The sequence below is a fragment of the Ensifer sp. GW821-FHT05G01 genome (genome assembly GCF_059419585.1).
In genome coordinates this window covers 103,894-128,234 of sequence record NZ_JBWKSC010000008.1, presented here as the reverse complement: position 1 = coordinate 128,234, position 24,341 = coordinate 103,894, and the positions used below count along the sequence as shown (strand labels likewise).

Below are 24,341 nucleotides of genomic sequence, written 5' to 3'. Positions count from 1 at the left end.
CGGCTATGCGAGCATGCCGCCGCTTTGCTTCGCTTACGCGGTGATTGCGGCCCTTGGCCGGACACATCGGGCGCCTGTCACGCGGGGGATGGTCCCCCGCCTCCAAGACAGGAGCCGGTACAATGTCCCTCAACGACGCACATGCCTACGCCTTCAGCCTCGCCACGACCCTCATGGTCGCGATCATCATCTTCAAGGCAGGCGACGGCACCCATTCTGTCACGCCCATTACCGAGTTCGACGGCGACGCCGAGGTCGTAGCGGAGATCGATCCCTTCGCCCCCTGATAGGGGCGTCGCCAGTCGAGGATGCAGAAATCGAACCGATTTCCGCTCCCGTCGACGGACATCTTCGGCTATACTTCAGATCGCGCCGTGGTGGTGGTGGAAGGCGCGACCGTCAGACCTTTATCTCACGGAGACCACCGCCATGATCTTCATCGGTATCCTCGCCAGCATCGCCGCAATCGGCGGCCTGTGCTGGCTGTTGTTCACACTGGCTGTCTTCGCGCTGCCGTTCTTCGCGGGCGTCAGCGCCGGAACATGGGCCTATCAGACTGGCGCCGGCTGGCTCGGCGCGACCATCGTCGGCCTCGTCGCCGCCGCACTGACACTCGGCCTCGGGCAGTTCTTGCTCGCCTTCATCCGTCCGCTCTGGATACGCTTCGCGATCGCACTCGCTTTCGTCGCGCCCGCGGCGCTCGCCGGCTACCATGCGACGCATGGCATCGTGAAACACACCATGCCCTCCGACACCTGGCAGATCATCTTCTCCGTCATCGGCGCAATCGCCGTTGGCGTCACGGCGCTGATCCGCGTGGCAGCGATGGCCGCGCCCGGGCCACGCGGCCAGAACGTCGCGCGCGCCTGACATCGTTGCTGGCGACGACAGGACAGTAGCTGATGTCTTACGTCTCGCGTTCTTCGTCGGGCGGAGTGCATTCGCGATGGCGTTGGTCGGGTCGCGGCTAGCCCAAGCCAACGCGCCGTTCCCTCAGTGAGCGGTACTGGAAGCGACGCCATCACAGCACTACCGACGGTACGGGTGGCAAGAGGGTGCGATCCCGTGCGCGACTTGCGGGAACCGATAGGACATTGGGTCTCACGGAGCCGGGTGACATCGCGATGTCTGGATGTCGCCACGGTCATATCGGTCCAGGGTGGTCGCCACATTCTCCTGTGATGCGTCTCTGTCAGGTCGACCGCTCCAAAACGGCCTCTTCAATGGCCTGATCTGGCCGAAGGTCGGCTGCGCCTCGATCGCCTATGCCGCAACAGCGGCGTCGAAACTTTCTTCCCCTGCCGGCTGCGCCGTCATTCCTCGCGAGCCAAGAAAGCCCCTCCTTTGCTGTCAGGCCCCTGCGGGGTGCGCCGTCAATCGCCTCCGGCCTGTCGATCGCCATCGAGGCTGCAATGGTGCGGGCTCGGAACAGAGTTCAAGGAGAACTACCATGGCGACCATCGGCACCTTCAAGAAGACCGGCAACAACGAGTTCACCGGCGAAATCGTCACCCTCAGCCTCCAGACCAAGAACGTCCGCATCGTCCCCGAAGCCCGCGCCACCGGCGAGAACGCCCCCAGCCACCGCATCTTCGTCGGCCGCGCCGAGATCGGCGCCGCCTGGTCCAAGACCTCCAACGAGGGCCGCGCCTATCTGGGCCTGAAGCTCGACGACCCCAGCTTCAACGCCCCGATCTACGCCAACCTCTTCGACGACGAGGAAGGCGAGGGCTTCAGCCTCATCTGGTCCCGCCCGAATCGCCGCAACGGCGACTGAGGTCAGCGTGACGCCCCGCCCGGTCAGTCCGGGCGGGGCCGATCGCTTTTTGGGCGACCGAATCAGTTTGAGTTCCAGGGACTGTCAGTCCGGGCCGTAAAGGGAGTATCAGGTAGCATCGATCCGCAAGAACGACTATTATAGTCGTAGTTCTGGTGTGCGCGTCGGTCTGAGTGGGAGGTGATCATGCATGATCACCGCCCGACAATCGCGGGCCGCACGCGCGTTGCTCGGATGGAATCAGGAGACGCTCGCTGACAAGGCCCAGGTATCACTGACCGCGCTGAAGCGCCTCGAATCCGCAAGCGCGCTCGAGGTGTATGAGACCACGCGCGATCAGGTGCGTCGGGCGCTTGAAGGCCACGGCATCCTCCTCCTGACCACCGACCAAGGCGAAGGAGTGATGGTGGTTCGTGGGAAAATCGACAAGCGATAGCGTCTCCCTTGCCAACCGCATGCCTTCGGTACGCCGTTGCCATCACCGGCGCAGATTTTGCTGCGATGCAACCGACACACGGTTAACAAATGCCACCAGAATGGATAAGAATGACCTCAGGGGACCGGTGTGACCAAGACAGATTTCCTAGACCAACCGCCTGATAGCGCGGTGCTCACGCCCTATGATCGCGAGCATCTGAAAACCTATCTGCGACTGCTGGATGCCGAGGCCGACGGCGCGTGCTGGGAAGAAGCGGTCACCGTTATATTCGGCCTCGACCCTGACAAAGATGCCCAGCGGGCTGCGCGCGTCTACGCCACCCACCTGGCCCGCGCGAAATGGATGACCGAGAACGGCTTTCGCCATCTGGTCCGGTCGAGCTACCACTGATCTGACGGTGATGCGGAATCTGCATCACGTTGCGCCACCTTCGAACTTCCCAAGCCAAAGACAACTTGGAATCGTGTTCTTCGTGTCGCTCGCCCCAGAGAGGCGCGGACAGGAGAATAAAAGCATGTCTGAGGAAGGAAGTTGGAGAACTGGTTCGACCTATGACTATATTGATGATCTGAATGCGCCAGATATCGCGTGGGAGTTTCTGCGGAGAAACCACGATTACCGACGCGAATATTCAGAGCTACAGCGTTTAGGGCATCTCGCTCCGGACAAGGCGTGGGCCTTATCCGATCGCTGGGGGTTGTCTTTTCGCCACAGACCCGGCTCTCAATGCCTCTACTGTGGCTATCTCCTGGACCCTTACCGCCGATCCGTTCAAGCTTCTCCTCGCTCCGTCACCCGCATTACCCGCTGGTACAGCGGTCACTAGGAAAGAAATTCCCTCCGCGCTCTTCGCTTCCGATGGAACTGTCCGGATCGTCGTCGACGGCCAGGTGTTCGACATCGTGCTCCACGGAGACATCAGCGACAGGCCGCTCGCAGCGCTCGTCATACTGGATGACGACACGCCTGATCGGATCCTCGCGCTCGACCGTTTCTGGTCAACGACACGGGCACGGAAAGTACGGCCCGACGAACGCTTGACGCCACAACGGCGTCAACGATTGCGTGCTATGCTAAGGGCCGTTGACGCACACGATGACGGCGCGAGCTACCGCGTTATCGGCGAAACGCTCTTCCCGGACCATCAGATCGACGTGAAATCGTGGGTCGGAAACTCAGCTCGTGAAACAACGATCCGCCTCGTGCGCGACGGCCTGAAACTCGTCGAAGGCGGCTACCGCTCCCTCCTACGCCGACCCCGCCGATCATAGTCTGTCGTCGATCGCGTGCGGCGTGTCGAAATTAGATTCCTATCTTCGACATCGTCCGACCCACCGCCTTCACGCCACCGTGCTCTCGAACCGCCGCCTGACGGCAGCGGCCCCCAGTGAGACCACGGAGGCTCGACAATGGCCGAAACTACCGCCGGCATCCCGCCACGCTACCTGCGCACGCAGGAAGCCGCTCGTTTCCTCGGACTGTCCGAGCGCACGCTTGAGAAGCACCGCACCTACGGCACCGGCCCGGCCTACCGGAAGCTCGGCGGCCGAGTCGTCTACGCCATTGATGACCTTCAGACCTGGGCCGATCGCGGCCTCGTCAGCTCGACCTCCGATCCGCGCGGCACCGTGCTCCCCGCCAAGAGGCAGGAGCCCTCCGATCGCCGCTTTGCCGGCCGTCAGCCGCGCTGAGACGACCTGCCATGTCGTCCCGTCACACTCAGCATGACGAGCGTGCGCAGCTCGACCTGTTCCGAGCGCTGCCCGGCGATCTCGCGCCTCGCGACGCGCAGGACCTCATGGCGTATCCGTTCTTCTCTCTGGCCAAATCGAAGCGCCTCACGCCGATCGACTTCAAGGCGGGTTCGGTGAAGATCCGCGTCGAAGCCGTGCCCGAACACGGCATGGCGACGATCTGGGACGCGGATGTCCTGATCTGGGCGGCCTCGCAGATCGTCGAAGCCCGTGACGTCGGCTTGCGCCCGTCACGCCTCATGGCGACCACCCCCTATGAAATTCTGAACTTCATCGGCCGCGGCGTGTCGCTTCGCGACTACGACCGTCTCAAGGCCGCGCTCGACCGATTGCAGTCGACAACCATCGCGACATCGATCCGCCAGCCGACCGAGCGGCGGATGCATCGCTTCTCCTGGATCAACGAGTGGAAAGAGAAGGCCGACCATCGCGGTCGCCCGCTCGGGCTCGAACTGATCGTACCCGACTGGTTTTACGGCGCCGTCCTCGACGACGCGCTCGTGCTGACGATCGATCGCAAATACTTCGATCTCACGGGCGGGCTGGAACGCTGGCTTTACCGCCTGGTGCGCAAGCACGGCGGCAAGCAGGAGTTCGGCTGGAGCTTCGACTTCCCGCACCTCCACGCCAAGTCCGGCAGCCTCTCGCCGCTCAAGCACTTCGCCTACGACCTGCGCGACATCGTCCGCCGCCAGCCGCTGCCGGGCTACCGGCTCACCATCGAGCAATGCCTCGGCGGCCCTGAAATCCTGTCCTTCGCACCAACCGATCCTGACGCGCTCGGCATCCCGCGCCGACGCCGACGCTCGACAACTCGCCCTGGGGATAAGCTGTGAATCGTCTCGTGCTATCAGGGACCGGCACTGTCGTGCCATCGGGGACCGGACTCTCGTGCTATCGGGGACCGGAACCGCCGATTCATCGCGCTGAATCAGCAGCTTGTGAGCCCCGTAACTTATCTAACCTAGATTCCTTCGGAATCTTTCTAACGGAACCCGCTTTTTCGACCGCTGTGGACGAGTCCCCGATCGCCGGGAGACCGTCATGATCGTCGCGCTCCTCAACCAGAAGGGCGGCGTCGGCAAGACGACGCTGGCGCTGCATCTTGCCGGCGAATGGGCGCGGGACGGCAAGCGCGTCACGCTGATCGACGCCGATCCGCAGGGATCTGCGCTGGACTGGTCACAGCAACGCAGCCGGGAGGGATTGCAGCGGCTCTTCGGTGTTGTCGGCTTGGCGCGCGACACCCTGCATCGCGAAGCGCCGGAACTGGCGCGTGACACCGACCATGTCGTCATCGACGGGCCACCACGCGTCGCCAGTCTCATGCGCTCGGCGCTGCTCGCAGCCGATCTCGTGCTGATCCCGGTGCAGCCGTCACCGCTCGACGGTTGGGCGTCGGCCGAGATGCTCGCGCTGCTCAGCGAAGCGCGCATCTATCGCCCGCAGCTTGCCGCTCGCTTCGTGCTGAACCGCTGCGCGGCCCGCACCGTGCTCGCCCGCGAAACTGCCGAGACGCTTGCGGATCACGACCCGCCTTTGCTCGCGACCACCATCGGTCAGCGCATCGTCTTCGCCGATGTCGTGCAGACCGGCCGGATCGCTGCCGAACAGGACGAGAATTGTCCGGGCGCGCGGGAGATCGCCGCGCTCGCGGCCGAGGTCGCGAGGATCGGCGCATGAGCGAGCGATCCCCCAAGCGCGGTTTCGCATCCCGGCCGGGCAGTCCGGAGAACTGGATCAAAGCGCCCGATCGCCAGACGCAGCGCGCTGAGCCCGCCGACGACTTCTCGGCCAGGCTGACCATCGACGTCACCGCCGACATGCGCGGCCGGATCAAGATCGCGGCCTTCCAGCGCGGCCAGACGGTCGCCGACATGCTGCGCGCGCTCTTCGAGCGTGAATTCCCACCACCCCAGGGAGACGCCCAATGACCGGCCTTGCCGCCGCATCCGCGCGCGCCGGCCGCGCGCCAGCACTGCCACTCGATGATCTCACCCAGGTTGAACTGGTCTGGATCGAAAAGCAGATCGAGCACTGGATCCGCTTCGGCCGCGAGGCGCGCGAACAGGTCCTCGACCGCCGCCGTCGCATCCTCTTCTTTCCTCCCGGCGCGGTCTTCGCACTGGTGCGTTGGGCCGCCAACGAGCACGGCACCGTGCTCTCCCGGCTCGACATCCTGCGCGGCGTCAGGCGCAGCGAAACCTGCCAGACGATCCCGACCGTGACACCTGGCGGCGACATCCTGCTGCGCGTCGACGGCTGGCCGAAGGTGGAGCGCATGCTCCAGCTCATCGACGCGATCGAGGCCAAAGATATCGATCCGGCCGAGGTCGCGCCCGATCATTGGCGGCACGTTCACAACCGCCTTGCCGCCGGCGAGACGCCGCGCGCCTACACGATGCAGCGCCATCGCGCCTTCCTCTTGGCGCGGAGGACCGGCGCATGACCCGGCTCGGCTACGCCATCACCACGACGGGCGCGGTGTCGCTGCTTGGCATCCTGTCGCTCATTTCCTTCGCGCCGAAGCTGATCTGGAATGCGTCGACTAGCACGCCGATCGGGCTCTACGCGATCGCGCCCGACCGGTCCCCGGAAGTCACCGATCTGGTCGCCGTGCGCGCGCCCGAGCCGCTCGCGAGCTTCCTCGCCGAGGGCGGTTATCTGCCGCGCGGCGTGCCGCTGATGAAGCGCGTCGTCGCCCTTTCTGGTCAGCGGGTTTGCCGGACTGGCCTCGCCATCACCGTCGACGCCGTGCCGATGGGTGAAGCGCTGGACCGCGATCGCAGGGGCAATCCGCTGCCCGTCTGGAAAGGCTGCCGCGTCGTCGCTGAGGGCGAGCTGTTCCTGATGAACTGGCAGGTCCGCGACAGCCTGGACGGCCGCTATTTCGGACCGCTTCCGGCCTCCGCCGTCATCGGCCGGGCGATCCCCCTCTACACCGACGAGGACGGCAATGGCCGCTTCGTCTGGCGCGCGCCGACGCGGTGACGACGTGCCCATTCCCAACCTCACCGCACATCCACGGAGGCGATCATGTCCCTGATCGGTCAATTCAGCCGCACCAAGTCTGGCTATACCGGGCGCGTCAAAACACTCGGTCTCGACGCCGAGCTGGTGCTCGTGCCCGCAGAACAATCCGACACGGAGAACGCGCCCGACTATCGCGTCCATCTCGGATCGGACGAGGACGGTCCCGAAGTCGGGGCGGGCTGGAAACGCACCGGCGAGAAGGCCGGCGACTATGTTTCGCTGCAGCTCGACGATCCGACGCTTAGTCAGCCGATCCGCGCCAACCTGTTCCAGTCGGCCGACGACAAGTCCGCCTGGGGTCTACACTGGAACCGCCCGCCCAAGCGCAGCGAGCGGGACTGAGCCATGTCCGCCGTCCGTCACGTGCCTGTCGTCGGAGGGAACATTCCCCTCCGACGCACAGCCTTCCTTCTCCTTTCCGGCCTGCTTCTGGCCGCGCCGCCTTGCCAATCGGCGAACGCGCAGGCGTCGCCCGCCGAACGCCCGTCGCGGGTCGATCCCTATGCCGCCTTCGTCACCGAGGCGGCGCAACGGTTCGGCATTCCCGAAGCGTGGATTCGGGCGGTCATGCGCGTCGAAAGTCGCGCTGATGTGCGTGCCGTCTCGCCAAAGGGCGCGATGGGCCTGATGCAGATCATGCCCGACACCTGGGCCAGCCTTCGCACACGTCACGGCCTCGGCGTGAACCCTTACGATCCGCGCGACAACATTCTGGCGGGCGCGGCGTATCTGCGCGAGATGCACGACCGCTACGGTTCGCCGGGCTTCCTCGCGGCCTACAATGCTGGTCCCGGCCGCTACGAGGAGTATCTCGGCGGCCGCCCACTCCCCGCCGAAACACGCGCTTACGTCGCCATGCTCGCGCCCATTGTCGGCGGCGGCGAGATCACCGCCCCCGTCATGGTGGCTGCCGCCGATCCGCTCGCCTGGACCCGTGCGCCTCTCTTCGTCGTGCAGTCATCGAGCAACGGAAGTGTCGCTCCGGTGCATCGTGAAAGCGAGCCGGATGACGCGATAACACCAGCCCCGGCGCGCGATCAAAACGCGATTGCGCCACGCACCGATGGGCTGTTCGTCGCTCGCAATGCCTCCGGTGGCCCCCGATGACCGCGTTCGCACCTCATCGGGCAATGGCGTGCTCTTGCGGATGGATGGCGGTCCGGGGAGGAGGAGCAGGCAACACAACCGCACGATGGCGAGATAAAAGCGCGCGATGTGCGGCTTGGTGCGGTCGTGTGTTTTCAGGGACTTATGGCGCATTGGCGCGAGGTGCGCCTGATCGGTGCAGCCTGCGCTATCGCGGATTCTGCAAGGATTTCGCCAGCTTCGCGCGATGTGCGGGGCCGCGGCCATGAGCAGCGAGGACGATTTCCGCATCCGGCCAGGCCGCATCCGGTCAACCCGCGCACAACAGGCACGGCCCTTCATCGCCCAGGCCCTTGCCGCCGCCCAGCGCGCCGGCGGCAGGGTCTCGCGCTCTGGCAAGATCAGCTCGGGCAACCGCTCGCGTTTCGGGCGCGGCCAGCGCGCGACTGTGCAGGCCAATCGGCTGCTCACCAACCGATCGCGCAACACCGTGATCAAGACACGCGTCGTCCGCCACTCAGCGCGTGCCGCGCCGCTCGCCGCGCATCTCAGCTATCTCCGGCGCGAGGGGGTCACCCGGGATGGGGAGAAGGCCCGGCTGTTCGGACCGGAGACCGAGGATGCCGATCCGAAGGCCTTCGCCGAGCGGACCCAGGACGACCGGCATCACTTCCGCTTCATCGTCTCGCCCCAGGACGCGACCGAGATGCCCGACCTCAAGACCTTCGCCCGCGACCTGATGGAGCAGATGGAGACCGACCTGGGCACCAAGCTCGACTGGGTCGGGGTCGATCACTGGAACACCGACAATCCCCACGTCCACATCATCTTGCGCGGCCGCACCGATGACGGCCAGGACCTCGTCATCTCGCGCGACTACATCAAGGAAGGCATGCGCGCCCGCGCGCAGGATCTTGTCACCCAGGAGCTGGGGCCGCGCACCGATCACGAGATCCGCCGCAATCTCCAACGCCAGATCGACGCCGAGCGCTGGACCAATCTTGACCGCCAACTTGCCCGCGACAGCTATCGCACCGGCGTCGTCGATCTCGCCCCGCACCCCGACCGCCAGCCCGACGAATTCCACGCGATGAAGGTCGGCCGCCTGCGGAAGCTGGAGACGCTCGGCCTCGCCGATCAGGCCGGCCCCGGCCAATGGGTCGTGGCCGAGAATGCCGAGGCGACGTTGCGCGAGCTGGGCGAGCGTGGCGACATCATCAAGCGCATCCATCGCGGCCTGACCGAACGCGGCATCGAGCGCGGCGCCGCCAGCTATGTGCTCGCCGGCGAGAGCATCAACGATCCCGTCGTCGGCCGGCTGGTCGATCGCGGTCTCGACGACGAGTTGAAGGGCACGGCCTACGCCGTGGTCGATGGCACCGACGGACGCACCCATCACATCAAGCTGCCCGACGTCGACGCCGCCGGCGACAGCGCGCCAGGCTCGATCGTCGAGCTGCGCAAATTCGACGACACGCAGGGACGCAGGCGGGTCGCGCTCGCCGTCCGCTCCGATCTCGACATCGAGCGGCAGGTCCACGCGACCGGGGCCACCTGGCTCGACCGGCAGGCGATCGCCCGCGATCCCGTCGCGCTCGGTGGTGGCGGCTTCGGCGCGGAGGTTCGCCACGCGATGGACAGGCGGGCCGAGCATCTCGTTGGCCAGGGCCTTGCCGAGCGGCAGACGCGCGGCGTCAGCTTCTCGGCCGGGCTGATCGACACGCTGCGGCAGCGCGAGGTCGAGGCCCTTGGCGAGAAGCTCGCGGCCGAGACCGGCCGACAATTCTCGAAGGCCGGAACGGGCGAGTATGTGGCGGGCACCTATCGCCAGCGCTTCGCGCTCGCGTCGGGCCGCTTCGCCATGATCGACGACGGTCTCGGCTTCCAGCTCGTGCCCTGGTCGCCATCCCTCGAACGCCAGCTCGGCCAGCACGTCTCCGGCGTGTCACGCGGCTCCGGCGGCGTCGACTGGAGCTTCGGCCGCAATCGCGGCCTCGGCATGTAGCCCAATCAAGAAAGGAGTGCCCGCCATGTCGGCGACGAAAATCCTCTGGGGCCAGATCCTCACCGTCGGCATGATCGTACTGATGACGACCTGGGCGGCGACGCAGTGGACGGCCTACCGTCTCGGTTTCCAGCCGCAGCTCGGCCTACCTTGGTTCGAGCTAGCTGGCTGGCCGATCTACTATCCGCCCGCCTTCTTCTGGTGGTGGTACTTCTATGATGCCTATGCCCCGCCAATCTTCATCGAGGGCGCCTATATCGCGGCGTCAGGCGGCTTCATTTCCATCGCCGTCGCAATCGGCATGTCGGTCTGGCGGGCGCGTGAAGCCAAGAACGCCGAGACGTTCGGCTCCGCCCGGTGGGCCGTCGCCGCGGAAGTCCGCGCCGCCGGCCTGCTGGGCGCGGACGGCGTCGTGCTCGGGAAGCTCGACCGCGACTATCTCCGCCATGACGGCCCCGAGCATGTGCTGTGCTTCGCGCCCACGCGTTCCGGCAAGGGCGTCGGCCTGGTCGTGCCGTCGCTGCTGACCTGGCCGGGCTCCGCGATCGTCCATGACATCAAGGGGGAGAATTGGACGCTCACCGCTGGCTATCGTGCACGACACGGCCGTGTGCTTCTGTTCGATCCGACCAATACGAAATCCGCCGCCTACAATCCGCTGCTCGAGGTGCGCCGCGGCGAATGGGAGGTCCGCGACGTCCAGAATATCGCCGACATCCTGGTCGATCCGGAGGGCTCGCTGGAGAAGCGGAACCACTGGGAAAAAACCAGCCACGCATTGCTGGTCGGCGCGATCCTGCACGTCCTCTATGCCGAGGCCGATAAGACGCTTGCCGGCGTCGCGGCGTTCCTCTCCGATCCGAAGCGGCCGATCGAGTCGACGCTCGCCGCCATGATGAAGACAGCCCATCTCGGCGAGGCCGGCCCGCATCCGGTGATCGCCAGCGCCGCGCGCGAGCTGCTCAACAAATCGGACAACGAGCGGTCGGGCGTGCTGTCGACCGCGATGTCGTTCCTCGGCCTCTATCGTGATCCTGTCGTCGCCGAAGTCACACGCCGCTGCGACTGGCGCATCGTGGATATCGTCGGTGGCAAGCATCCGACCACGCTCTACCTCGTCGTGCCGCCGTCGGACATCAACCGCACCAAACCTCTGATCCGTCTGATCCTCAATCAGGTCGGCCGCCGGCTGACCGAGGACCTGCAGGCGAAGGGCAACCGCCACCGGCTGCTGCTCATGCTCGACGAGTTTCCAGCGCTCGGCCGTCTCGACTTCTTCGAGAGCGCGCTCGCCTTCATGGCGGGTTACGGCCTCAAAGCGTTCCTCATCGCCCAGTCGCTGAACCAGATCGAAAAGGCCTATGGGCCGAACAACTCGATCCTCGATAACTGCCATGTGCGCGTCAGCTTCGCGACCAATGACGAGCGGACCGCCAAGCGTGTCTCGGATGCGCTCGGAACCGCGACCGAGATGCGCGCGATGAAGAACTATGCCGGTCATCGCCTGTCGCCCTGGCTCGGCCACATGATGGTCTCGCGCTCGGAGACAGCCCGGCAACTGATGACGCCCGGCGAGATCATGCAGCTTCCGCCATCCGACGAGATCGTCATGGTGGCGGGCACCCCGCCGATCCGCGCGAAGAAGGCGAGATACTATGAGGATCGCCGGTTTCAGGAGCGCATCGTAGCGCCGCCGAACCTCGTCAAGCCGACAACGGCCCGACCGGACGACTGGAGCACACTGCCTCTTCCGGCGACGCCGGCGGTGGCAACGGCCACCAGCGGCGGCGGATCGGAGGACGAGGATACGACCGACTCCGAGCGCCGGCACCAACCAGAACTGAGCCGCTCAAAACCCGTCGAGCCTAAGCAACCCATCGAAAACGAATTCGAGATCGATCCCCGCGACGACGCCGATGAGGACGCCGCACGTCTCTCGCGCATGAACCAAACCATGCGCCAGATGGCACGCCAAGCGTCGCTCGATCCCGGCGACGGCATCGAGCTTTAGGAGGCACCATGGCAAAGCCTCCCAAAAAGCAGCGCCTATCGGTGTATCTCGAACCGGACGTCATGAAGGCGCTCGCCGCACATGCCGCCCGGCGCGATCAATCCCTCTCGCTGATCGCGGAAGCCGGCATCGCCTCTTTCCTGTCGCCTGACGCTGCCGAACGGCAGGAGGCTGCGACGACAAAGCGGCTCGACCAGATCGACCGACGAATGGCGCGGATGGAGCGCGACCTTGGGATCGCCGTCGAAACGCTGGCCGTGTTCATCCGCTTCTGGTTGACGACGAACCCGCCGCTCCCCGAGCCTGCCCAGGCCGCGGCGCGCTCCAAAGCCGGCGAGCGCTACGAGGCGTTCGTCACCGCGCTCGGACGGCGACTCGCTCACGGGCCGAAACTTCGGCAAGAGATTTCGGAGGACATCGCGCCCGCGCACGACGCGGATTAATCACGACAGCGTCCACCGCAAGTATTTCGGCATTCCGCCGTTTCCCTGTATTTGTACGCCACAGTACGACGACCACATTATGGTTGTTGTCAGGCCATGATTTCTGCCTCCTCTACTCATCCCCGATCCAGGGCCGCACTTCGCGGACCTGCAAGAGAACGGGGACGACGTGGCGGCCACTCACCAGAAATCGGAGGCGATCCTTCGCGGCGCCCGCATGCTGCGCACGGCCCTCGGGCCGGCGATCGCCCGGTTTCTGGAAGACCCCGCGATCGTCGAGGTGATGCTCAACCCCGATGGGCGGCTCTGGGTCGACCGTCTTTCCGAAGGGCTTTCCGACACGGGTGAGCTGCTGTCGCCTTCGGATGGCGAGCGGATCATCCGTCTGGTCGCCCATCATGTCGGCGCCGAGGTTCATCCCGGCGCCCCGCGTGTCTCGGCCGAGCTGCCCGAGACGGGGGAGCGGTTCGAGGGGCTGTTGCCGCCGGTGGTGTCCGCGCCGGCCTTCGCGATCCGCAAGCCCGCCGTCGCCGTGTTCACGCTCGACGATTATGTCGCCGCCGGGATCATGGCGGCGGATCAGGCCGAAACGCTGCGCCAGGCCGTCGCCGACCGGCGCAACATCCTCGTCGCCGGGGGCACTTCGACCGGCAAGACCACGCTCACCAACGCGCTGCTCGCGGAAGTCTCGAAAACCTCGGACCGCGTCGTCCTGATCGAGGACACGCGCGAGCTGCAATGCGCCGCGCCCAATCTGGTCGCGATGCGGACGAAAGACGGCGTCGCCTCGCTCTCCGATCTAGTCCGTTCCTCGCTCCGCCTGCGCCCCGACCGCATCCCGATCGGCGAGGTGCGCGGGGCCGAGGCACTCGATCTGTTGAAGGCCTGGGGAACCGGACACCCGGGCGGCGTCGGAACGATCCACGCCGGCACCGCCATCGGCGCGCTACGTCGCATGGAGCAGCTCATCCAGGAAGCCGTCGTCACCGTCCCGCGCGCCCTGATCGCCGAGACGATCGACCTGGTCGCCGTGCTGTCCGGTCGCGGCGCGTCGCGCCGCCTCACCGAACTAGCCCGCATCGAGGGCCTCGGCCCCGACGGCGACTACCGCGTCACCCCCGCAAGCCAGCCCCTCACAGGAGACCCGTCATGATCCAGCATGCTTTGCGCATCCGCCGCCACCTCGCCACGGCGGTATCCGTCACCTTCGTCACGCTGGCGCTCGCGCCGGCCGCCCACGCCTCCGGCTCCTCGATGCCGTGGGAGGCGCCGCTGCAATCCATCCTCGAATCGATCGAGGGACCGGTCGCCAAGATCATCGCTGTGATGATCATCATCATCACCGGCCTGACCCTAGCCTTCGGCGACACGTCGGGCGGCGCGCGTAAGCTGATCCAGATCGTCTTCGGCCTGTCGATCGCCTTCGCCGCATCGAGCTTCTTCCTGTCCTTCTTCTCGTTCGGCGGCGGGGCGCTCGTCTGATGGCCGATGGCGTCGACCATGGCGGCGAGTTGCCGGGCTTCTCGGTCCCGGTCCATCGGGCGCTGACCGAGCACATCCTGCTCGGTGGCGCCCCGCGCTCGCTCGCCATCCTCAACGGCACGCTGGCCGCCGCGCTCGGCCTTGGCCTGCGTCTCTGGCTGGTCGGGCTTGGCGTCTGGGCCATCGGCCATTTCGCGGCCGTCTGGGCCGCCAAGCGCGATCCGCAGTTCGTCGACGTCGTGCGCAAGCATCTGCGCATCCCTGGCCACCTGTCGGTCTGAGGAGGAACGACGATGATGAACCTCGCCGAATATCGCAGCCGCAACACCCGGCTCGCCGACTTCCTGCCCTGGGTCGCTCTGGTCGGCGAAGGCATCGTGCTGAACAAGGACGGCAGCCTGCAGCGCACCGCGCGCTTCCGCGGCCCCGACCTCGACAGCGCCGTGCCGGCCGAGTTGGTTGCCGTCGCCGGCCGGCTCAACAACGCCTTTCGTCGCCTCGGCTCCGGCTGGGCGATCTTCGTCGAGGCGCAGCGCCATGGCGCCGCGACCTATCCGGCCAGCATGTTCGCCGACAGCGCCTCCGCCTTGGTCGACGCCGAACGCAAGGCCGATTTCGAGGAAGCCGGCGCGCATTTCGAGTCCAGCTACTTCCTGACTTTCCTCTATCTGCCGCCGGCCGAGGATGCCGCCCGCGCTGAGACCTGGCTCTACGAGGGCCGCGATCACGCCGGCGTCGATGCGCACGAGATCCTGCGCGGCTTCGCCGACCGCACCGATCGCATCCTTCAGCTCATCGATGCCTTCATGCCGGAATGCGAATGGCTGGATGACGGCGAGACGCTGACCTATCTGCATTCGACGGTCTCGACCAAACGCCATCGCGTCCGCGTGCCCGAGACGCCGATGTATCTTGACGCGCTGCTCGCCGATCAGCCGCTGACCGGCGGGCTGGAGCCGCGGCTCGGCGATGCGCATGTCCGCGTCCTCACCATCGTCGGCTTCCCGACTGCGACCACGCCCGGCATCCTCGACGAGCTGAACCGGCTGGCCTTTCCCTACCGCTGGTCGACGCGCGCCGTTCTGCTCGACAAGACCGACGCGACCAAGCTGCTGACCAAGATCAGGCGACAATGGTTCGCCAAGCGCAAATCGATCGCCGCCATCTTGAAGGAGGTGATGACGAACGAGGCCTCCGCCCTCGTGGACACCGATGCTTCTAACAAGGCGGCCGATGCCGACATGGCGTTGCAGGAGCTGGGCGCGGACTATGCCGGCCAGGCCTATGTGACCGCGACGATCACTGTCTGGGACGACGATCCGCGCATCGCCGCCGAGAAGCTGCGGATGGTCGAGAAAGTCATCCAGGGCCGCGACTTCACCGCGATGCCCGAGACGATCAACGCTGTGGACGCCTGGCTCGGCTCACTGCCCGGCCATGTCTACGCCAATGTCCGCCAACCACCGATCAACACATTGAATCTCGCCCACATGATCCCGCTTTCGGCGGTGTGGGCGGGACCGGAACGGGATGAGCATTTTGCAGCACCCCCACTGCTGTTCGGCAAGACCGAGGGCTCCACCCCGTTCCGGCTTTCCATCCATGTCGGCGATGTCGGCCACACGCTGATCGTCGGCCCGACCGGCGCCGGCAAGTCGGTGCTGCTGGCGCTGATGGCGTTGCAGTTCCGGCGCTACGCGCAAAGCCAGGTCTTCGCCTTCGACTTCGGCGGCTCCATCCGCGCCGCCGCACTCGCCATGCGCGGCGACTGGCACGATCTCGGCGGCGGCCTCACGGAGGGCTCAAACGACAGCGTGTCGCTTCAGCCGCTCGCGCGCATCGACGATGTCGCCGAGCGAGCCTGGGCCTCCGATTGGCTGGTCGCGATCCTGATGCACGAGAGCGTGCCGGTCACCCCCGACGTGAAGGAGCATCTCTGGTCGGCGCTCTCCTCACTGGCGTCCGCACCGCAAAACGAGCGGACGCTGACAGGCCTCTCGGTCCTCCTTCAGTCCAACGACCTGAAACAGGCGCTCCGACCCTATTGCGTCGGGGGTCCTTATGGCCGGTTGCTCGACGCCGAGGCCGAGCATCTGGGCGAAGCCAATGTTCAGGTTTTCGAGACCGAAGGGCTGATCGGCACCGGGGCTGCCGCCGCCGTGCTCGCCTATCTCTTCCACCGCATCGAGGACCGCCTGGACGGTCGCCCGACGCTGCTGATCGTGGATGAAGGCTGGCTCGCGCTGGACGACGAGGGCTTCGCCGGTCAGCTCCGCGAGTGGCTGAAGACGCTGCGAAAGAAGAACGCGAGCGTCATCTTCGCCACGCAGTCGCTGTCGGACATCGACGGGTCGGCGATCGCGCCGGCCATTATCGAAAGCTGCCAGACCCGCATCCTGCTTCCGAACGAACGCGCGATCGAGCCGCAGATCACCGCCATCTATCGCCGCTTCGGGCTCAACGATCGTCAGATCGAGATCCTCGCGCGGGCGATGCCCAAGCGCGACTATTACTGCCAGTCCCGGCGCGGAAACCGGCTGTTCGAGCTGGGCCTGTCGGACGTGGCGCTCGCGCTCTGCGCCGCGTCATCGAAGCAGCACCAGGCCCTCATCGCGGACGTTCACGCCCGCAGCGGCACGGACGGCTTCCTTGCCGAGTGGCTTGCCGAAAACCGGCTCGCCTGGGCCGCCGACCTCATCGCCGACCTCACCAACGTCACCCCCCAAACCGATCCGGAGGCACACTCATGACCCGTTCCGTTCGTTCCCGCTCGCGCGCGCTGCGCATGACCGCCGCGCTGCTGACTGTTTCCGTCGCCGCGATCCCGTTTCTGGCGGCGCCCGCCCACGCACAGTTTGGCGGAATCGTCTACGACCCCACCAACTACGCCCAGAATCTTCTGTCCGCCACGCGGGCGCTTCAGCAGATCAACAACCAGATTACGTCGCTTCAGAACGAAGCGAGCTCACTGATCAACCAGGCGCGTAACCTCACGAGCCTGCCATTCTCGTCTCTCCAGCAGCTCCAGCAGTCCGTCCAGCGGACGCAACAGCTTTTGGGCGAAGCGCAGCGCATCGCCTACAATGTGCAGAACATCGACCAGGCGTTCCGCACCACCTACGGCAACGCCTCGATGACCGCCTCGGACCAGCATCTCGTCGCCGGCGCGCGCGAGCGCTGGCAGAATACCGTCGGCGGCCTTCAGGACGCGATGCGCGTCCAGGCCGGTGTCGTCGGCAACATCGACACGAACCGGACCCAGATGTCGGCGCTGGTCGGCCAGAGCCAGGGTGCGACAGGCGCGCTGCAGGCGACACAGGCCGGCAACCAGCTTCTCGCCCTGCAAGCGCAGCAGCTCGCGGACCTCACGGCTGTCGTCGCCGCCAATGGTCGCGCGCAGAGCCTGACCGAGGCCGAGCGCGCGGCCGCGGCTGAGCAAGGTCGCGAGCAGCGCCGTCGCTTCCTGACGCCGGGCAGCGGCTACCAGCCGGGCAACGCCCGCATGTTCCCGAACGGCAACTGAGGGCGTGGCCATGGATGGCAAGATGCTCGCCCGGCTCGGCGCCGTCGTGTTTGTCGCGGTCGCGATCACTGCGACCGCGATCGAGATGAGCCGGAAAGAGGAAGCGCCGGATGCCTGGCCGTCCGGCCGCGCGACCGAGGCCCAAGTGGACCCTCTGCGCGACGAGCTGATCCGTTGCCAGGCACTCGGCGAAGCCGGTCCCCGCGATACTGCCTGCCTGCGGGCCTGGGCGGAGAATCGCAACCGCTTCCTCGTTCCCGGCGCCCGTCCGGCCGAACGTCTACCGGAGCCACCCCCGGCGCCACGCGACAACCCCGCGGCCCCGATAGATCGCACCGATCAGCCGGCTCTGGGGCCATCCGCGCCGATCGCTCCGCCACACTTCGACGAGGCTCGATAGCATCATGGGCGGTACAGGCGTCATCGACCACTTCCTGGAGGTCTTCACCCGCTACATCGACAGCGGATTCGGGCTGCTCAGTGGCGAAGTCGCCTTCATCGCCACCACTCTAATCGTCATCGATGTGACGCTGGCCGCACTCTTCTGGAGCTGGGGCGCCGACGACGACATCATGGCCCGCCTGGTGAAGAAGACCCTGTTCGTCGGCGTATTCGCCTACATCATCGGCAACTGGAACAACCTCGCCCGTATCATCTTCGAAAGCTTCGCCGGCCTCGGCCTGAAAGCCAGCGGGACGAGCTTCACCACGGCCGATCTGCTGCGCCCCGGCAAGGTCGCGCAGACCGGTCTGGACGCCGGACGGCCGCTGCTCGACTCGATTTCCAGCCTGATGGGCTACTGGTCGTTCTTCGAGAACTTCATCCAGATCGCCTGCATGTTCCTGGCCTGGGCGCTGGTGCTGCTCGCCTTCTTCATCCTCGCCATCCAGCTCTTCGTCACGCTCATCGAATTCAAGCTGACGACGCTCGCGGGCTTCGTGCTGATCCCCTTCGGCCTGTTCGGCAAGTCCGCCTTCATGGCCGAACGCGTGCTCGGCAACGTCATCTCTTCCGGCATCAAGGTTCTGGTCCTCGCAGTCATCATCGGCATCGGCTCGACCCTTTTCTCCGAGTTCACGTCCGGCTTCGGCGGGGCAACCCCCACCATCGACGAAGCGATGGCTATCGTGCTCGCCGCGCTGTCGCTGCTCGGCCTCGGCATCTTCGGTCCCGGCATCGCCAGTGGTCTCGTCTCCGGCGGCCCGCAGCTCAGCGCCGGCGCAGCGGTCGGCACGGGCATGGCCGCGGGCGGCATGGTCGCGCTCGGCGCTGGCGCCGTCGGCGCCGCCGCCTCGGGCGGTGCAGCGCTGGCCGGTGGCGCTGCCGCCGCCGCGCGTGGCGGTGCTGCGATCGTTGGCGGCGCATCCACCGCCTACAGCCTTGGCGCAGCGGGCCAGTCCGGTGCGTCGGGTGTCGCGTCCGGCCTCGGCGGGGTCGCCCGTGCGGGCGGTAGCGCCGCCGTCTCGCCACTGCGCCGCGCCGCATCGCGCGCTGCCGAAAGCATGCGCTCCAGCTTTAACGCTGGCGGCAGGGCCGCCTTCGAGGCGACGGGCGGCACTTCCACTGCGGGCTCGATCGGCGCCGACGCGGCCAGTGACGGCGCCGCCGCTGCCGGTTCCCAGAACGGCGGCGGTCAGCCGGCCTGGGCGCAGCGGATGCGCCGCTCGCAGCAGATGACCCATGCCGTCCAGGCCACGGCCCATGCCGTCCGCGCAGGCGACGCCCATGGCGGTGGCTCTTCCGTCAATCTTTCCGAAGGCGATCGCTGATGTTCAAACGACCAACCACCCATTACGGAAAAGCCTCCGAGCCGGAGACACCCTATCAGCGCGCCGCCCAGGTCTGGGATGAGCGCATCGGCGCTTCGCGTGTTCAGGCGAAGAACTGGCGGCTGATGGCCTTCGGTTCGCTGATCCTGTCGGCCGGCTTTGCCACCGCGCTCGTCGTGCAATCGGCGCGGGGAACGATCGTGCCATGGGTGGTGCAGGTCGATCGGCTCGGCCAGGCGCAGGCCGTAGCGCCTGCCGTCGCCGACTACCGGCCGACCGATCCCCAGATCGCCTTCCACCTCGCGCGTTTCATCGAGCAGGTTCGCTCGATTCCATCAGACGCGATCATCGTCCGCCAGAATTGGCTGCGCGCCTACGACTTCACGACGGATCGCGGCGCTATGGCGCTGAACGATTATGCTCGGGCGAACGACCCGTTCGCGAAGGTCGGCCGCCAGCAGGTCGCCGTCGACGTCTCCAGCGTCATTCGCGCTTCGCCCGACAGCTTCCGCGTCGCCTGGGTCGAGCGTCGCTACGAGAACGGCCAGATCGCCGAAACCACGCGCTGGACCGCGATCCTGACGATCGTCGTGCAGATCCCGCGCAACGCCGACCGGCTCAGGGCGAACCCGCTCGGTATCTATGTCAACGCCATCAACTGGTCACGGGAGCTTGGGCAATGAAGTCGTTTTTCCGTAAAGCCGGAAACCCGGCTTCACACATCCTCGCATCTTCGGCTCTACGCAAATCCGCGTTGCCCCTAGTCCTGCTGACGGCGACCGCGCTGGCCGGCTGCGCCACCACCAATCCGCCGCCGGAAATCTCATACGACAACGCTGCTCCGGCCGTGCAGGCGGTCGATCCGCCCGCGCCCGTCACCGTGGTCGAACTGCCTCGGCCGCTGCCGCTGCCTGGTCAGTTGCAGCGGGTCGAGCCGTCCCGGCGGGCGGCCGAACCCACAGATCCCACGGCAAGAGTGAACCAGGCCAACGCCGCCGCGCGCATCCAGCCGGTGCGCGACGGCTTCATCAACTCGATGCAGGTCTACCCTTTCACGCAAGGCGCGCTCTATCAGGTTTATACGGCGGTCGGCCAGATCACCGACATCGCGTTGCAGCCCGGCGAGCAGCTCGTCGGGTCCGGCCCCGTCGCCGCCGGCGACACTGTGCGCTGGATCATCGGTGATACCGAGAGCGGTTCGGCCGCGACGCGCCAGATCCATATTCTGGTGAAACCGACCCGCGCCGATCTCATGACGAACCTCGTCATCAACACCAACCTGCGCACCTATCACATGGAGCTTCGCTCAACCGAGCGGACCTATATGGCGTCAGTCTCCTGGCAATACCCGCAGGACCAGCTCATCGCGCTGCGCCGCCAGAACGCCGAGGCGCAGGCCACCGCGCCTGTAGCGAGCGGCGTCGATCTCGCCAATGTCAATTTCCGCTACACCATCGACGGTGACCGTGCGCCGTGGCGACCCCTCCGGGCCTTTGACGACGGCCGCCAGGTCTTCATCGAATTCCCGCGCGGCATCGGCCAGGGCGAGATGCCGCCGCTGTTCGTCGTCGGTCCCGAGGGCACCACTTCGGAGCTGGTGAACTACCGCGTGCGCGGCCATCACATGATCGTCGATCGGCTCTTCGCCGCCGCCGAGCTGCGCTTCGGCTCCGGCGACCGCCAGAAGCGCGTGCGTATCACCCGCACCGATGGGAGGCCGGCATCGTGAGCGAGAGTGATCCCCGGAAGGAGGAAGTGCCGGACGACGACGCGCAGCCGCTGACCGGCGAGCCGGCCGGTCCCGCGCCGATGCGCCTGCGCGCCGAGCCGCCGCGCGTGACACGACTGTCGCGGAAGGTGCTGGCCGGCATCGGCCTGGTCGCCAGCGTCGGGCTCGGCGGAGCCTTGATCTATGCACTCCAGACCCGGGACGGCGGTCGGTCGAACGAGGAACTCTATTCGACCGAAAACCGGTCGACCGCTGATGGCCTTGCAGGTCTGCCGCGCGACTACAGCGGGGTGCCGCAGCTCGGTCCGCCGCTTCCCGGCGATCTCGGCCGTCCGATCCTTAGCACCCAGGATCGTGGGCAGCCGGTGCCCTCACCCGGCGTCGCCGCCCCCAATCCCGGTATCAGCCCGGAAGAGCAGCGCCGCCTTCAGGAAATCGAGACCGCACGTACCAGCCGCCTTTTCTCCGGAACCGAGACCCGCGCTGGAGCGGCGGCGGCGGCGGCGGCCATCGTCCCGCCGCCAGCGCCGGACCTGGCGAGCCTCGGCCTTGCGCCTCCGCCAGCAACGCCCTCGGCGCAGGATCGCCAGAACGCATTCCTGAACGCGGCAGCCGATCGGAGGACGGTGGCGCCTGATCGCGTCGCGGCGCCGGCGTCACCCAACATCCTTCAAGCTGGCGCGGTGATCTCAGCAGCACTGATCACCGGCATCCGGTCGGACCTTCCCGGCCAGATCACCGCCCAGGTGACAGAGAACATCTACGACAGCCCGACAGGTCGCATTCTGCTCGTGCCGCAGGGGACGCGTGTCATCGGCCAGTACGACAACAATGTGCAGTTCGGGCAGAGCCGCGTGCTGCTGGTCTGGAATCGGCTCATTCTCCCCAACGGCCGCTCGATCGTTCTCGAGCGCCAGCCAGGTACTGACGCCGAGGGCTATGCCGGCTTGCAGGATGGTGTTGATTATCACTGGTGGGATCTCGCCAAAGCTGCCGGGCTTTCGACGTTACTCAGCGTCGGGGCTGAACTCGCGGTCGACAATGACGATCGCCTGATCCAGGCAATCCGCAATGGCGGCCAGGACACTATCAATGACGCCGGGCAGCAGATCGTGCGCCGTCAGCTCAACATTGCGCCGACACTGACGATCCGGCCGGGGTTCCCAGTGCGTGTGATCGTGACCCGCGACCTCGTCCTCGAACCCTATGGAGGATCATAGTGGCAAAGCTGAAACTTGGCCCAATCATCGATGATAAGCCGGTAAAGGTGTCGGTGGAGCTGCCGGCAGCCCTTCATCGAGACCTTGCCGCCTACGCCGAAGCGCTCGGGCGGGAGCAAGGCCAACCGATCGCCGATCCAGTGAAATTGATAGTGCCCATGCTGGAGCGGTTCATCGCTACCGACCGCGGGTTTTCCAAGACTAGGCGGGCATCTTCGGTTGGAAGCCAAACCTAACTCGATAGATCCCTAGCAGATTTAGCCGCGTCTCGATTCAGCCCTTCTTGCTCGAGACGTGCCTCGCCGATGCTTTTCCGCTAACTCCGAGCTGATCTGCAACAACCGCTTTAGCGCTGGATTTCGATTGGTCGCCGACCATACGACACTGGAGCCCACCATCTCGGTGGCGGCGCCGATCGGAAGGAATACGACGCCGGGGTAGGTCGCGCCCAGGGTGGAGTAGGTGGTCAGCGTCAGGCCAAAGCCCTTTGCAACCATGTTCAGGAGATTCTCTCGGCCGACCTGCTGGACGGAGAGTCTTGGGCGAAACCCAAGTCCAGATAACTGCCGCACGAGATAGTCTTCAATCTCCGGTCCCGCGGCCTCGGCGCTCACCAAGAAAATGTCCTCGCGCACGTCGTCCCAGGCGACCACACGTCCGCCAGCACATCGATGATCCTCTGGCAGCGCGACGAAGATCCGTTCGTCCCAGAGGTGCTCGGCTTCGCAGCCAGGCAGTAGCGGGCTCCCCGTGATGAACGCCGCATCGAGGCGGCCATTCAGTACGCCAGCGGCGTTCGCTTGCGATGCTGCCTCTTGGACCCGGACGTCTACACGGGGGAATCGGCGACGGTAAGTTCCGAGTAGGTCCGATAGGAAACCGCTAGCCAGCGATGCCATCAAACCGATCCGCAAATCGCCGATCTCACCGCGTTGCGTGCTAGCCATGTCAAGAACGGCTTGATGAAGGTGGTCCGCACCTACCGCAGCGTCGCGCATGAAGCGCTCGCCGGCCAGCGTCGCGCGGGCTCCAGCGTGGTTACGCTCGAATAGCGGCATGCCTAGCCTGCGTTCGAGTAACTGAATCCGACGGCTTATGGTCGATTGCGAAAGATTGAGGATCGACGCGGCACGGCGGAAGCTACCGTGTTCGGCGACAAGCATCGCATACTTTAAGTAGCGGAGATCAAGCGCGAGATCGGGCACGGGACGGCGACATACTTCGACCGAGCCGACGGCCGTAGGCCTCCGGCACGGGACGGCGAGGCAGTAAGACCGTGGCGCAACCCGCGCCCCCATCGCGCCGCGTCATCGGAGCGAGGCTGATAGCTTCTTTTTGCTGCTGAACACCCGCCCTCATGGCAAACGCAAGTGGCAGGAAGGTCACGAAGAGCATGAACGCGAGCGCCGGATTGATCGTCGGCTCAAACGATGGACTTCCGGGAATTACTAGGCCAGTCACTGCCCCGATGAGGATCGCGGCGAAGTAAATCCAAACCTGATAGCCCTCCAAATACTTCTTTACTCTTGCCACTCGCGCAATCCCTTCACTCACAGCAACTTCGTTGCCCACGCATATAGATCCGCGCTCTTGGATATGCCGTGGGCTCTGACGAGCGCTCGCGGCTCGTCAGAGTCGATCATCGCCGACGCTCAGCCCGATGCGCGATCACTCGATAGGCTTGGATTAATCGAGCTTGAGCCGGAATTCGCCTGTGCGCTTCTCTGCCCACGTCAGCCAACGTCTCGAGTGCACACAGCAGATGCTCGGCAACATCAAGTCGATCCTCGTCGGAGGCGCGCCTGAATGCGGTAAGTACCAGGTCGTCAAGATTGCTAGGTTGCGACCGCATTGAACCCCTGCTCGCCGAGTGCCTGCACAACCGTCTGTTCACGAACGGTCTCCTTCTCGAGAGTAACTTCGACTTGCTTCCGCCACAGCTTCGTCTTGACCTTATGAACGCCAGGTATCGCCGTTAGCGCACCACGGATTTTTTCAGCGCAGCCTTCACAGACCATCCCAGGTATTGCCAGGGTCACAGTTGCAAGCGAACCATCCTGACGAAGCATG

At 65.8% G+C, this 24,341-nt stretch carries 31 protein-coding genes; 29 read left to right on the top strand and 2 right to left on the bottom strand.

Features of this window, described 5'->3' with window-relative positions; all coding sequences use genetic code 11:
- Positions 1–122 precede the first annotated feature (122 nt).
- From AC07UR_RS20040 to AC07UR_RS19900, 29 genes are all read left to right on the top strand, one after another.
- Positions 123–287, top strand: coding sequence for a hypothetical protein (locus tag AC07UR_RS20040; RefSeq protein ID WP_169799504.1), 165 nt, complete (start codon positions 123–125; stop codon positions 285–287).
- A gap of 142 nt (positions 288–429) precedes the next feature.
- On the top strand, positions 430–870 hold the full coding sequence (locus AC07UR_RS20035) for a hypothetical protein (protein WP_494700105.1): 441 nt from the start codon (positions 430–432) through the stop codon (positions 868–870).
- Positions 871–1,450: 580 nt separating this feature from the next.
- A complete protein-coding gene (locus AC07UR_RS20030; RefSeq protein WP_494700104.1) occupies positions 1,451–1,777 on the top strand; it encodes a DUF736 domain-containing protein in 327 nt (108 codons plus the stop codon).
- Between the two features lie 190 nt (positions 1,778–1,967).
- Positions 1,968–2,213, top strand: coding sequence for a helix-turn-helix domain-containing protein (locus AC07UR_RS20025; protein WP_494700103.1), 246 nt, complete (start codon positions 1,968–1,970; stop codon positions 2,211–2,213).
- A gap of 129 nt (positions 2,214–2,342) precedes the next feature.
- Positions 2,343–2,606 carry a DNA -binding domain-containing protein gene (locus AC07UR_RS20020; RefSeq protein WP_494700102.1) on the top strand — a complete coding sequence of 88 codons (264 nt, stop codon included), beginning with the start codon at positions 2,343–2,345 and terminating at the stop codon, positions 2,604–2,606.
- Positions 2,607–2,616: 10 nt separating this feature from the next.
- Entirely contained in the window at positions 2,617–3,042 is a 426-nt protein-coding gene (locus tag AC07UR_RS20015; RefSeq protein ID WP_494700101.1) for a transcriptional regulator domain-containing protein, read from the top strand.
- Positions 2,954–3,487, top strand: coding sequence for a DUF2285 domain-containing protein (locus tag AC07UR_RS20010; protein WP_494700100.1), 534 nt, complete (start codon positions 2,954–2,956; stop codon positions 3,485–3,487). The genes AC07UR_RS20015 and AC07UR_RS20010 overlap by 89 nt, the downstream gene beginning before the upstream one ends.
- Before the next feature lie 138 nt (positions 3,488–3,625).
- Positions 3,626–3,907 carry a helix-turn-helix transcriptional regulator gene (locus AC07UR_RS20005; RefSeq protein WP_243979105.1) on the top strand — a complete coding sequence of 94 codons (282 nt, stop codon included), beginning with the start codon at positions 3,626–3,628 and terminating at the stop codon, positions 3,905–3,907.
- A gap of 11 nt (positions 3,908–3,918) precedes the next feature.
- Positions 3,919–4,806, top strand: coding sequence for a replication initiator protein A (locus AC07UR_RS20000; RefSeq protein ID WP_494700099.1), 888 nt, complete (start codon positions 3,919–3,921; stop codon positions 4,804–4,806).
- Between the two features lie 208 nt (positions 4,807–5,014).
- Entirely contained in the window at positions 5,015–5,653 is a 639-nt protein-coding gene (gene parA / locus AC07UR_RS19995; protein ID WP_494700098.1) for a ParA family partition ATPase, read from the top strand.
- Complete coding sequence (locus tag AC07UR_RS19990; RefSeq protein ID WP_494700097.1) at positions 5,650–5,904, top strand: hypothetical protein; 255 nt, start codon at positions 5,650–5,652, stop codon at positions 5,902–5,904. Before parA ends, AC07UR_RS19990 begins: the two co-directional genes overlap by 4 nt.
- A complete protein-coding gene (locus AC07UR_RS19985) occupies positions 5,901–6,419 on the top strand; it encodes a DUF2840 domain-containing protein (RefSeq protein ID WP_494700096.1) in 519 nt (172 codons plus the stop codon). Before AC07UR_RS19990 ends, AC07UR_RS19985 begins: the two co-directional genes overlap by 4 nt.
- Complete coding sequence (locus AC07UR_RS19980) at positions 6,416–6,961, top strand: S26 family signal peptidase (protein WP_494700095.1); 546 nt, start codon at positions 6,416–6,418, stop codon at positions 6,959–6,961. The genes AC07UR_RS19985 and AC07UR_RS19980 overlap by 4 nt, the downstream gene beginning before the upstream one ends.
- 45 nt (positions 6,962–7,006) lie before the next feature.
- The gene (locus AC07UR_RS19975; RefSeq protein ID WP_494700094.1) at positions 7,007–7,345 is read left to right on the top strand and encodes a DUF736 domain-containing protein; all 339 of its coding nucleotides are present in this window, start codon (positions 7,007–7,009) and stop codon (positions 7,343–7,345) included.
- A gap of 3 nt (positions 7,346–7,348) precedes the next feature.
- Positions 7,349–8,110 carry a lytic transglycosylase domain-containing protein gene (locus AC07UR_RS19970; protein ID WP_494700093.1) on the top strand — a complete coding sequence of 254 codons (762 nt, stop codon included), beginning with the start codon at positions 7,349–7,351 and terminating at the stop codon, positions 8,108–8,110.
- A 244-nt stretch (positions 8,111–8,354) separates the two neighbouring features.
- Positions 8,355–10,094, top strand: coding sequence for a relaxase/mobilization nuclease domain-containing protein (locus AC07UR_RS19965; RefSeq protein ID WP_494700092.1), 1,740 nt, complete (start codon positions 8,355–8,357; stop codon positions 10,092–10,094).
- 25 nt (positions 10,095–10,119) lie between these two features.
- Complete coding sequence (locus AC07UR_RS19960; RefSeq protein WP_494700091.1) at positions 10,120–12,105, top strand: conjugal transfer protein TraG; 1,986 nt, start codon at positions 10,120–10,122, stop codon at positions 12,103–12,105.
- An 8-nt stretch (positions 12,106–12,113) separates the two neighbouring features.
- On the top strand, positions 12,114–12,548 hold the full coding sequence (locus AC07UR_RS19955; RefSeq protein ID WP_494700090.1) for a CopG family transcriptional regulator: 435 nt from the start codon (positions 12,114–12,116) through the stop codon (positions 12,546–12,548).
- Positions 12,549–12,717: 169 nt separating this feature from the next.
- Complete coding sequence (gene trbB, locus AC07UR_RS19950) at positions 12,718–13,701, top strand: P-type conjugative transfer ATPase TrbB (protein ID WP_494700089.1); 984 nt, start codon at positions 12,718–12,720, stop codon at positions 13,699–13,701.
- Positions 13,698–14,030 carry a TrbC/VirB2 family type IV secretion system protein gene (locus AC07UR_RS19945; RefSeq protein WP_494700088.1) on the top strand — a complete coding sequence of 111 codons (333 nt, stop codon included), beginning with the start codon at positions 13,698–13,700 and terminating at the stop codon, positions 14,028–14,030. Before trbB ends, AC07UR_RS19945 begins: the two co-directional genes overlap by 4 nt.
- On the top strand, positions 14,030–14,311 hold the full coding sequence (locus AC07UR_RS19940) for a VirB3 family type IV secretion system protein (protein WP_494700087.1): 282 nt from the start codon (positions 14,030–14,032) through the stop codon (positions 14,309–14,311). Before AC07UR_RS19945 ends, AC07UR_RS19940 begins: the two co-directional genes overlap by 1 nt.
- Positions 14,312–14,323: 12 nt before the next feature.
- On the top strand, positions 14,324–16,780 hold the full coding sequence (gene trbE, locus AC07UR_RS19935; protein ID WP_494700086.1) for a conjugal transfer protein TrbE: 2,457 nt from the start codon (positions 14,324–14,326) through the stop codon (positions 16,778–16,780).
- Positions 16,777–17,553, top strand: coding sequence for a P-type conjugative transfer protein TrbJ (gene trbJ, locus AC07UR_RS19930; protein WP_494700085.1), 777 nt, complete (start codon positions 16,777–16,779; stop codon positions 17,551–17,553). Before trbE ends, trbJ begins: the two co-directional genes overlap by 4 nt.
- Positions 17,554–17,563: 10 nt before the next feature.
- The gene (gene trbK-alt, locus AC07UR_RS19925) at positions 17,564–17,953 is read left to right on the top strand and encodes a putative entry exclusion protein TrbK-alt (protein WP_494700084.1); all 390 of its coding nucleotides are present in this window, start codon (positions 17,564–17,566) and stop codon (positions 17,951–17,953) included.
- A 4-nt stretch (positions 17,954–17,957) separates the two neighbouring features.
- On the top strand, positions 17,958–19,322 hold the full coding sequence (gene trbL / locus AC07UR_RS19920) for a P-type conjugative transfer protein TrbL (RefSeq protein WP_494700083.1): 1,365 nt from the start codon (positions 17,958–17,960) through the stop codon (positions 19,320–19,322).
- Positions 19,322–20,005, top strand: a complete 684-nt coding sequence (gene trbF, locus AC07UR_RS19915; protein WP_494700082.1) for a conjugal transfer protein TrbF — start codon at positions 19,322–19,324, stop codon at positions 20,003–20,005. Before trbL ends, trbF begins: the two co-directional genes overlap by 1 nt.
- Positions 20,002–21,051, top strand: a complete 1,050-nt coding sequence (trbG, locus tag AC07UR_RS19910; RefSeq protein ID WP_494700081.1) for a P-type conjugative transfer protein TrbG — start codon at positions 20,002–20,004, stop codon at positions 21,049–21,051. Before trbF ends, trbG begins: the two co-directional genes overlap by 4 nt.
- Entirely contained in the window at positions 21,048–22,271 is a 1,224-nt protein-coding gene (locus AC07UR_RS19905; RefSeq protein ID WP_299978080.1) for a TraB/TrbI/VirB10 family type IV secretion system protein, read from the top strand. The genes trbG and AC07UR_RS19905 overlap by 4 nt, the downstream gene beginning before the upstream one ends.
- Entirely contained in the window at positions 22,271–22,507 is a 237-nt protein-coding gene (locus AC07UR_RS19900; protein ID WP_299978077.1) for a DUF2274 domain-containing protein, read from the top strand. Before AC07UR_RS19905 ends, AC07UR_RS19900 begins: the two co-directional genes overlap by 1 nt.
- A gap of 21 nt (positions 22,508–22,528) precedes the next feature.
- Here AC07UR_RS19900 and AC07UR_RS19895 read toward each other — a convergent pair whose 3' ends face one another.
- Entirely contained in the window at positions 22,529–23,476 is a 948-nt protein-coding gene (locus tag AC07UR_RS19895; RefSeq protein ID WP_299978074.1) for a LysR family transcriptional regulator, read from the bottom strand.
- 630 nt (positions 23,477–24,106) lie between these two features.
- Positions 24,107–24,340: a heavy-metal-associated domain-containing protein gene (locus AC07UR_RS19890; protein ID WP_291154266.1), complete on the bottom strand. Its 234-nt coding sequence runs from the start codon at positions 24,338–24,340 to the stop codon at positions 24,107–24,109.
- Position 24,341 lies beyond the last annotated feature (1 nt).

Coding starts and splice junctions, on each gene's coding strand:
- trbK-alt (WP_494700084.1), top strand. CDS start 17,564: ATGGATGGCAAGATGCTCGCCCGGCTCGGCGCCGTCGTGTTTGTCGCG.
- AC07UR_RS20035 (WP_494700105.1), top strand. CDS start 430: ATGATCTTCATCGGTATCCTCGCCAGCATCGCCGCAATCGGCGGCCTG.
- AC07UR_RS19970 (WP_494700093.1), top strand. CDS start 7,349: ATGTCCGCCGTCCGTCACGTGCCTGTCGTCGGAGGGAACATTCCCCTC.
- AC07UR_RS19960 (WP_494700091.1), top strand. CDS start 10,120: ATGTCGGCGACGAAAATCCTCTGGGGCCAGATCCTCACCGTCGGCATG.
- AC07UR_RS19980 (WP_494700095.1), top strand. CDS start 6,416: ATGACCCGGCTCGGCTACGCCATCACCACGACGGGCGCGGTGTCGCTG.
- AC07UR_RS19990 (WP_494700097.1), top strand. CDS start 5,650: ATGAGCGAGCGATCCCCCAAGCGCGGTTTCGCATCCCGGCCGGGCAGT.
- AC07UR_RS20005 (WP_243979105.1), top strand. CDS start 3,626: ATGGCCGAAACTACCGCCGGCATCCCGCCACGCTACCTGCGCACGCAG.
- trbF (WP_494700082.1), top strand. CDS start 19,322: ATGTTCAAACGACCAACCACCCATTACGGAAAAGCCTCCGAGCCGGAG.
- AC07UR_RS20000 (WP_494700099.1), top strand. CDS start 3,919: ATGTCGTCCCGTCACACTCAGCATGACGAGCGTGCGCAGCTCGACCTG.
- AC07UR_RS19945 (WP_494700088.1), top strand. CDS start 13,698: ATGATCCAGCATGCTTTGCGCATCCGCCGCCACCTCGCCACGGCGGTA.
- trbG (WP_494700081.1), top strand. CDS start 20,002: ATGAAGTCGTTTTTCCGTAAAGCCGGAAACCCGGCTTCACACATCCTC.
- trbL (WP_494700083.1), top strand. CDS start 17,958: ATGGGCGGTACAGGCGTCATCGACCACTTCCTGGAGGTCTTCACCCGC.
- trbJ (WP_494700085.1), top strand. CDS start 16,777: ATGACCCGTTCCGTTCGTTCCCGCTCGCGCGCGCTGCGCATGACCGCC.
- AC07UR_RS20015 (WP_494700101.1), top strand. CDS start 2,617: ATGCGGAATCTGCATCACGTTGCGCCACCTTCGAACTTCCCAAGCCAA.
- AC07UR_RS20040 (WP_169799504.1), top strand. CDS start 123: ATGTCCCTCAACGACGCACATGCCTACGCCTTCAGCCTCGCCACGACC.
- AC07UR_RS19975 (WP_494700094.1), top strand. CDS start 7,007: ATGTCCCTGATCGGTCAATTCAGCCGCACCAAGTCTGGCTATACCGGG.
- AC07UR_RS19965 (WP_494700092.1), top strand. CDS start 8,355: ATGAGCAGCGAGGACGATTTCCGCATCCGGCCAGGCCGCATCCGGTCA.
- AC07UR_RS20025 (WP_494700103.1), top strand. CDS start 1,968: ATGATCACCGCCCGACAATCGCGGGCCGCACGCGCGTTGCTCGGATGG.
- parA (WP_494700098.1), top strand. CDS start 5,015: ATGATCGTCGCGCTCCTCAACCAGAAGGGCGGCGTCGGCAAGACGACG.
- AC07UR_RS19940 (WP_494700087.1), top strand. CDS start 14,030: ATGGCCGATGGCGTCGACCATGGCGGCGAGTTGCCGGGCTTCTCGGTC.
- AC07UR_RS20030 (WP_494700104.1), top strand. CDS start 1,451: ATGGCGACCATCGGCACCTTCAAGAAGACCGGCAACAACGAGTTCACC.
- trbE (WP_494700086.1), top strand. CDS start 14,324: ATGATGAACCTCGCCGAATATCGCAGCCGCAACACCCGGCTCGCCGAC.
- AC07UR_RS19955 (WP_494700090.1), top strand. CDS start 12,114: ATGGCAAAGCCTCCCAAAAAGCAGCGCCTATCGGTGTATCTCGAACCG.
- AC07UR_RS19890 (WP_291154266.1), bottom strand. CDS start 24,340: ATGCTTCGTCAGGATGGTTCGCTTGCAACTGTGACCCTGGCAATACCT.
- AC07UR_RS19985 (WP_494700096.1), top strand. CDS start 5,901: ATGACCGGCCTTGCCGCCGCATCCGCGCGCGCCGGCCGCGCGCCAGCA.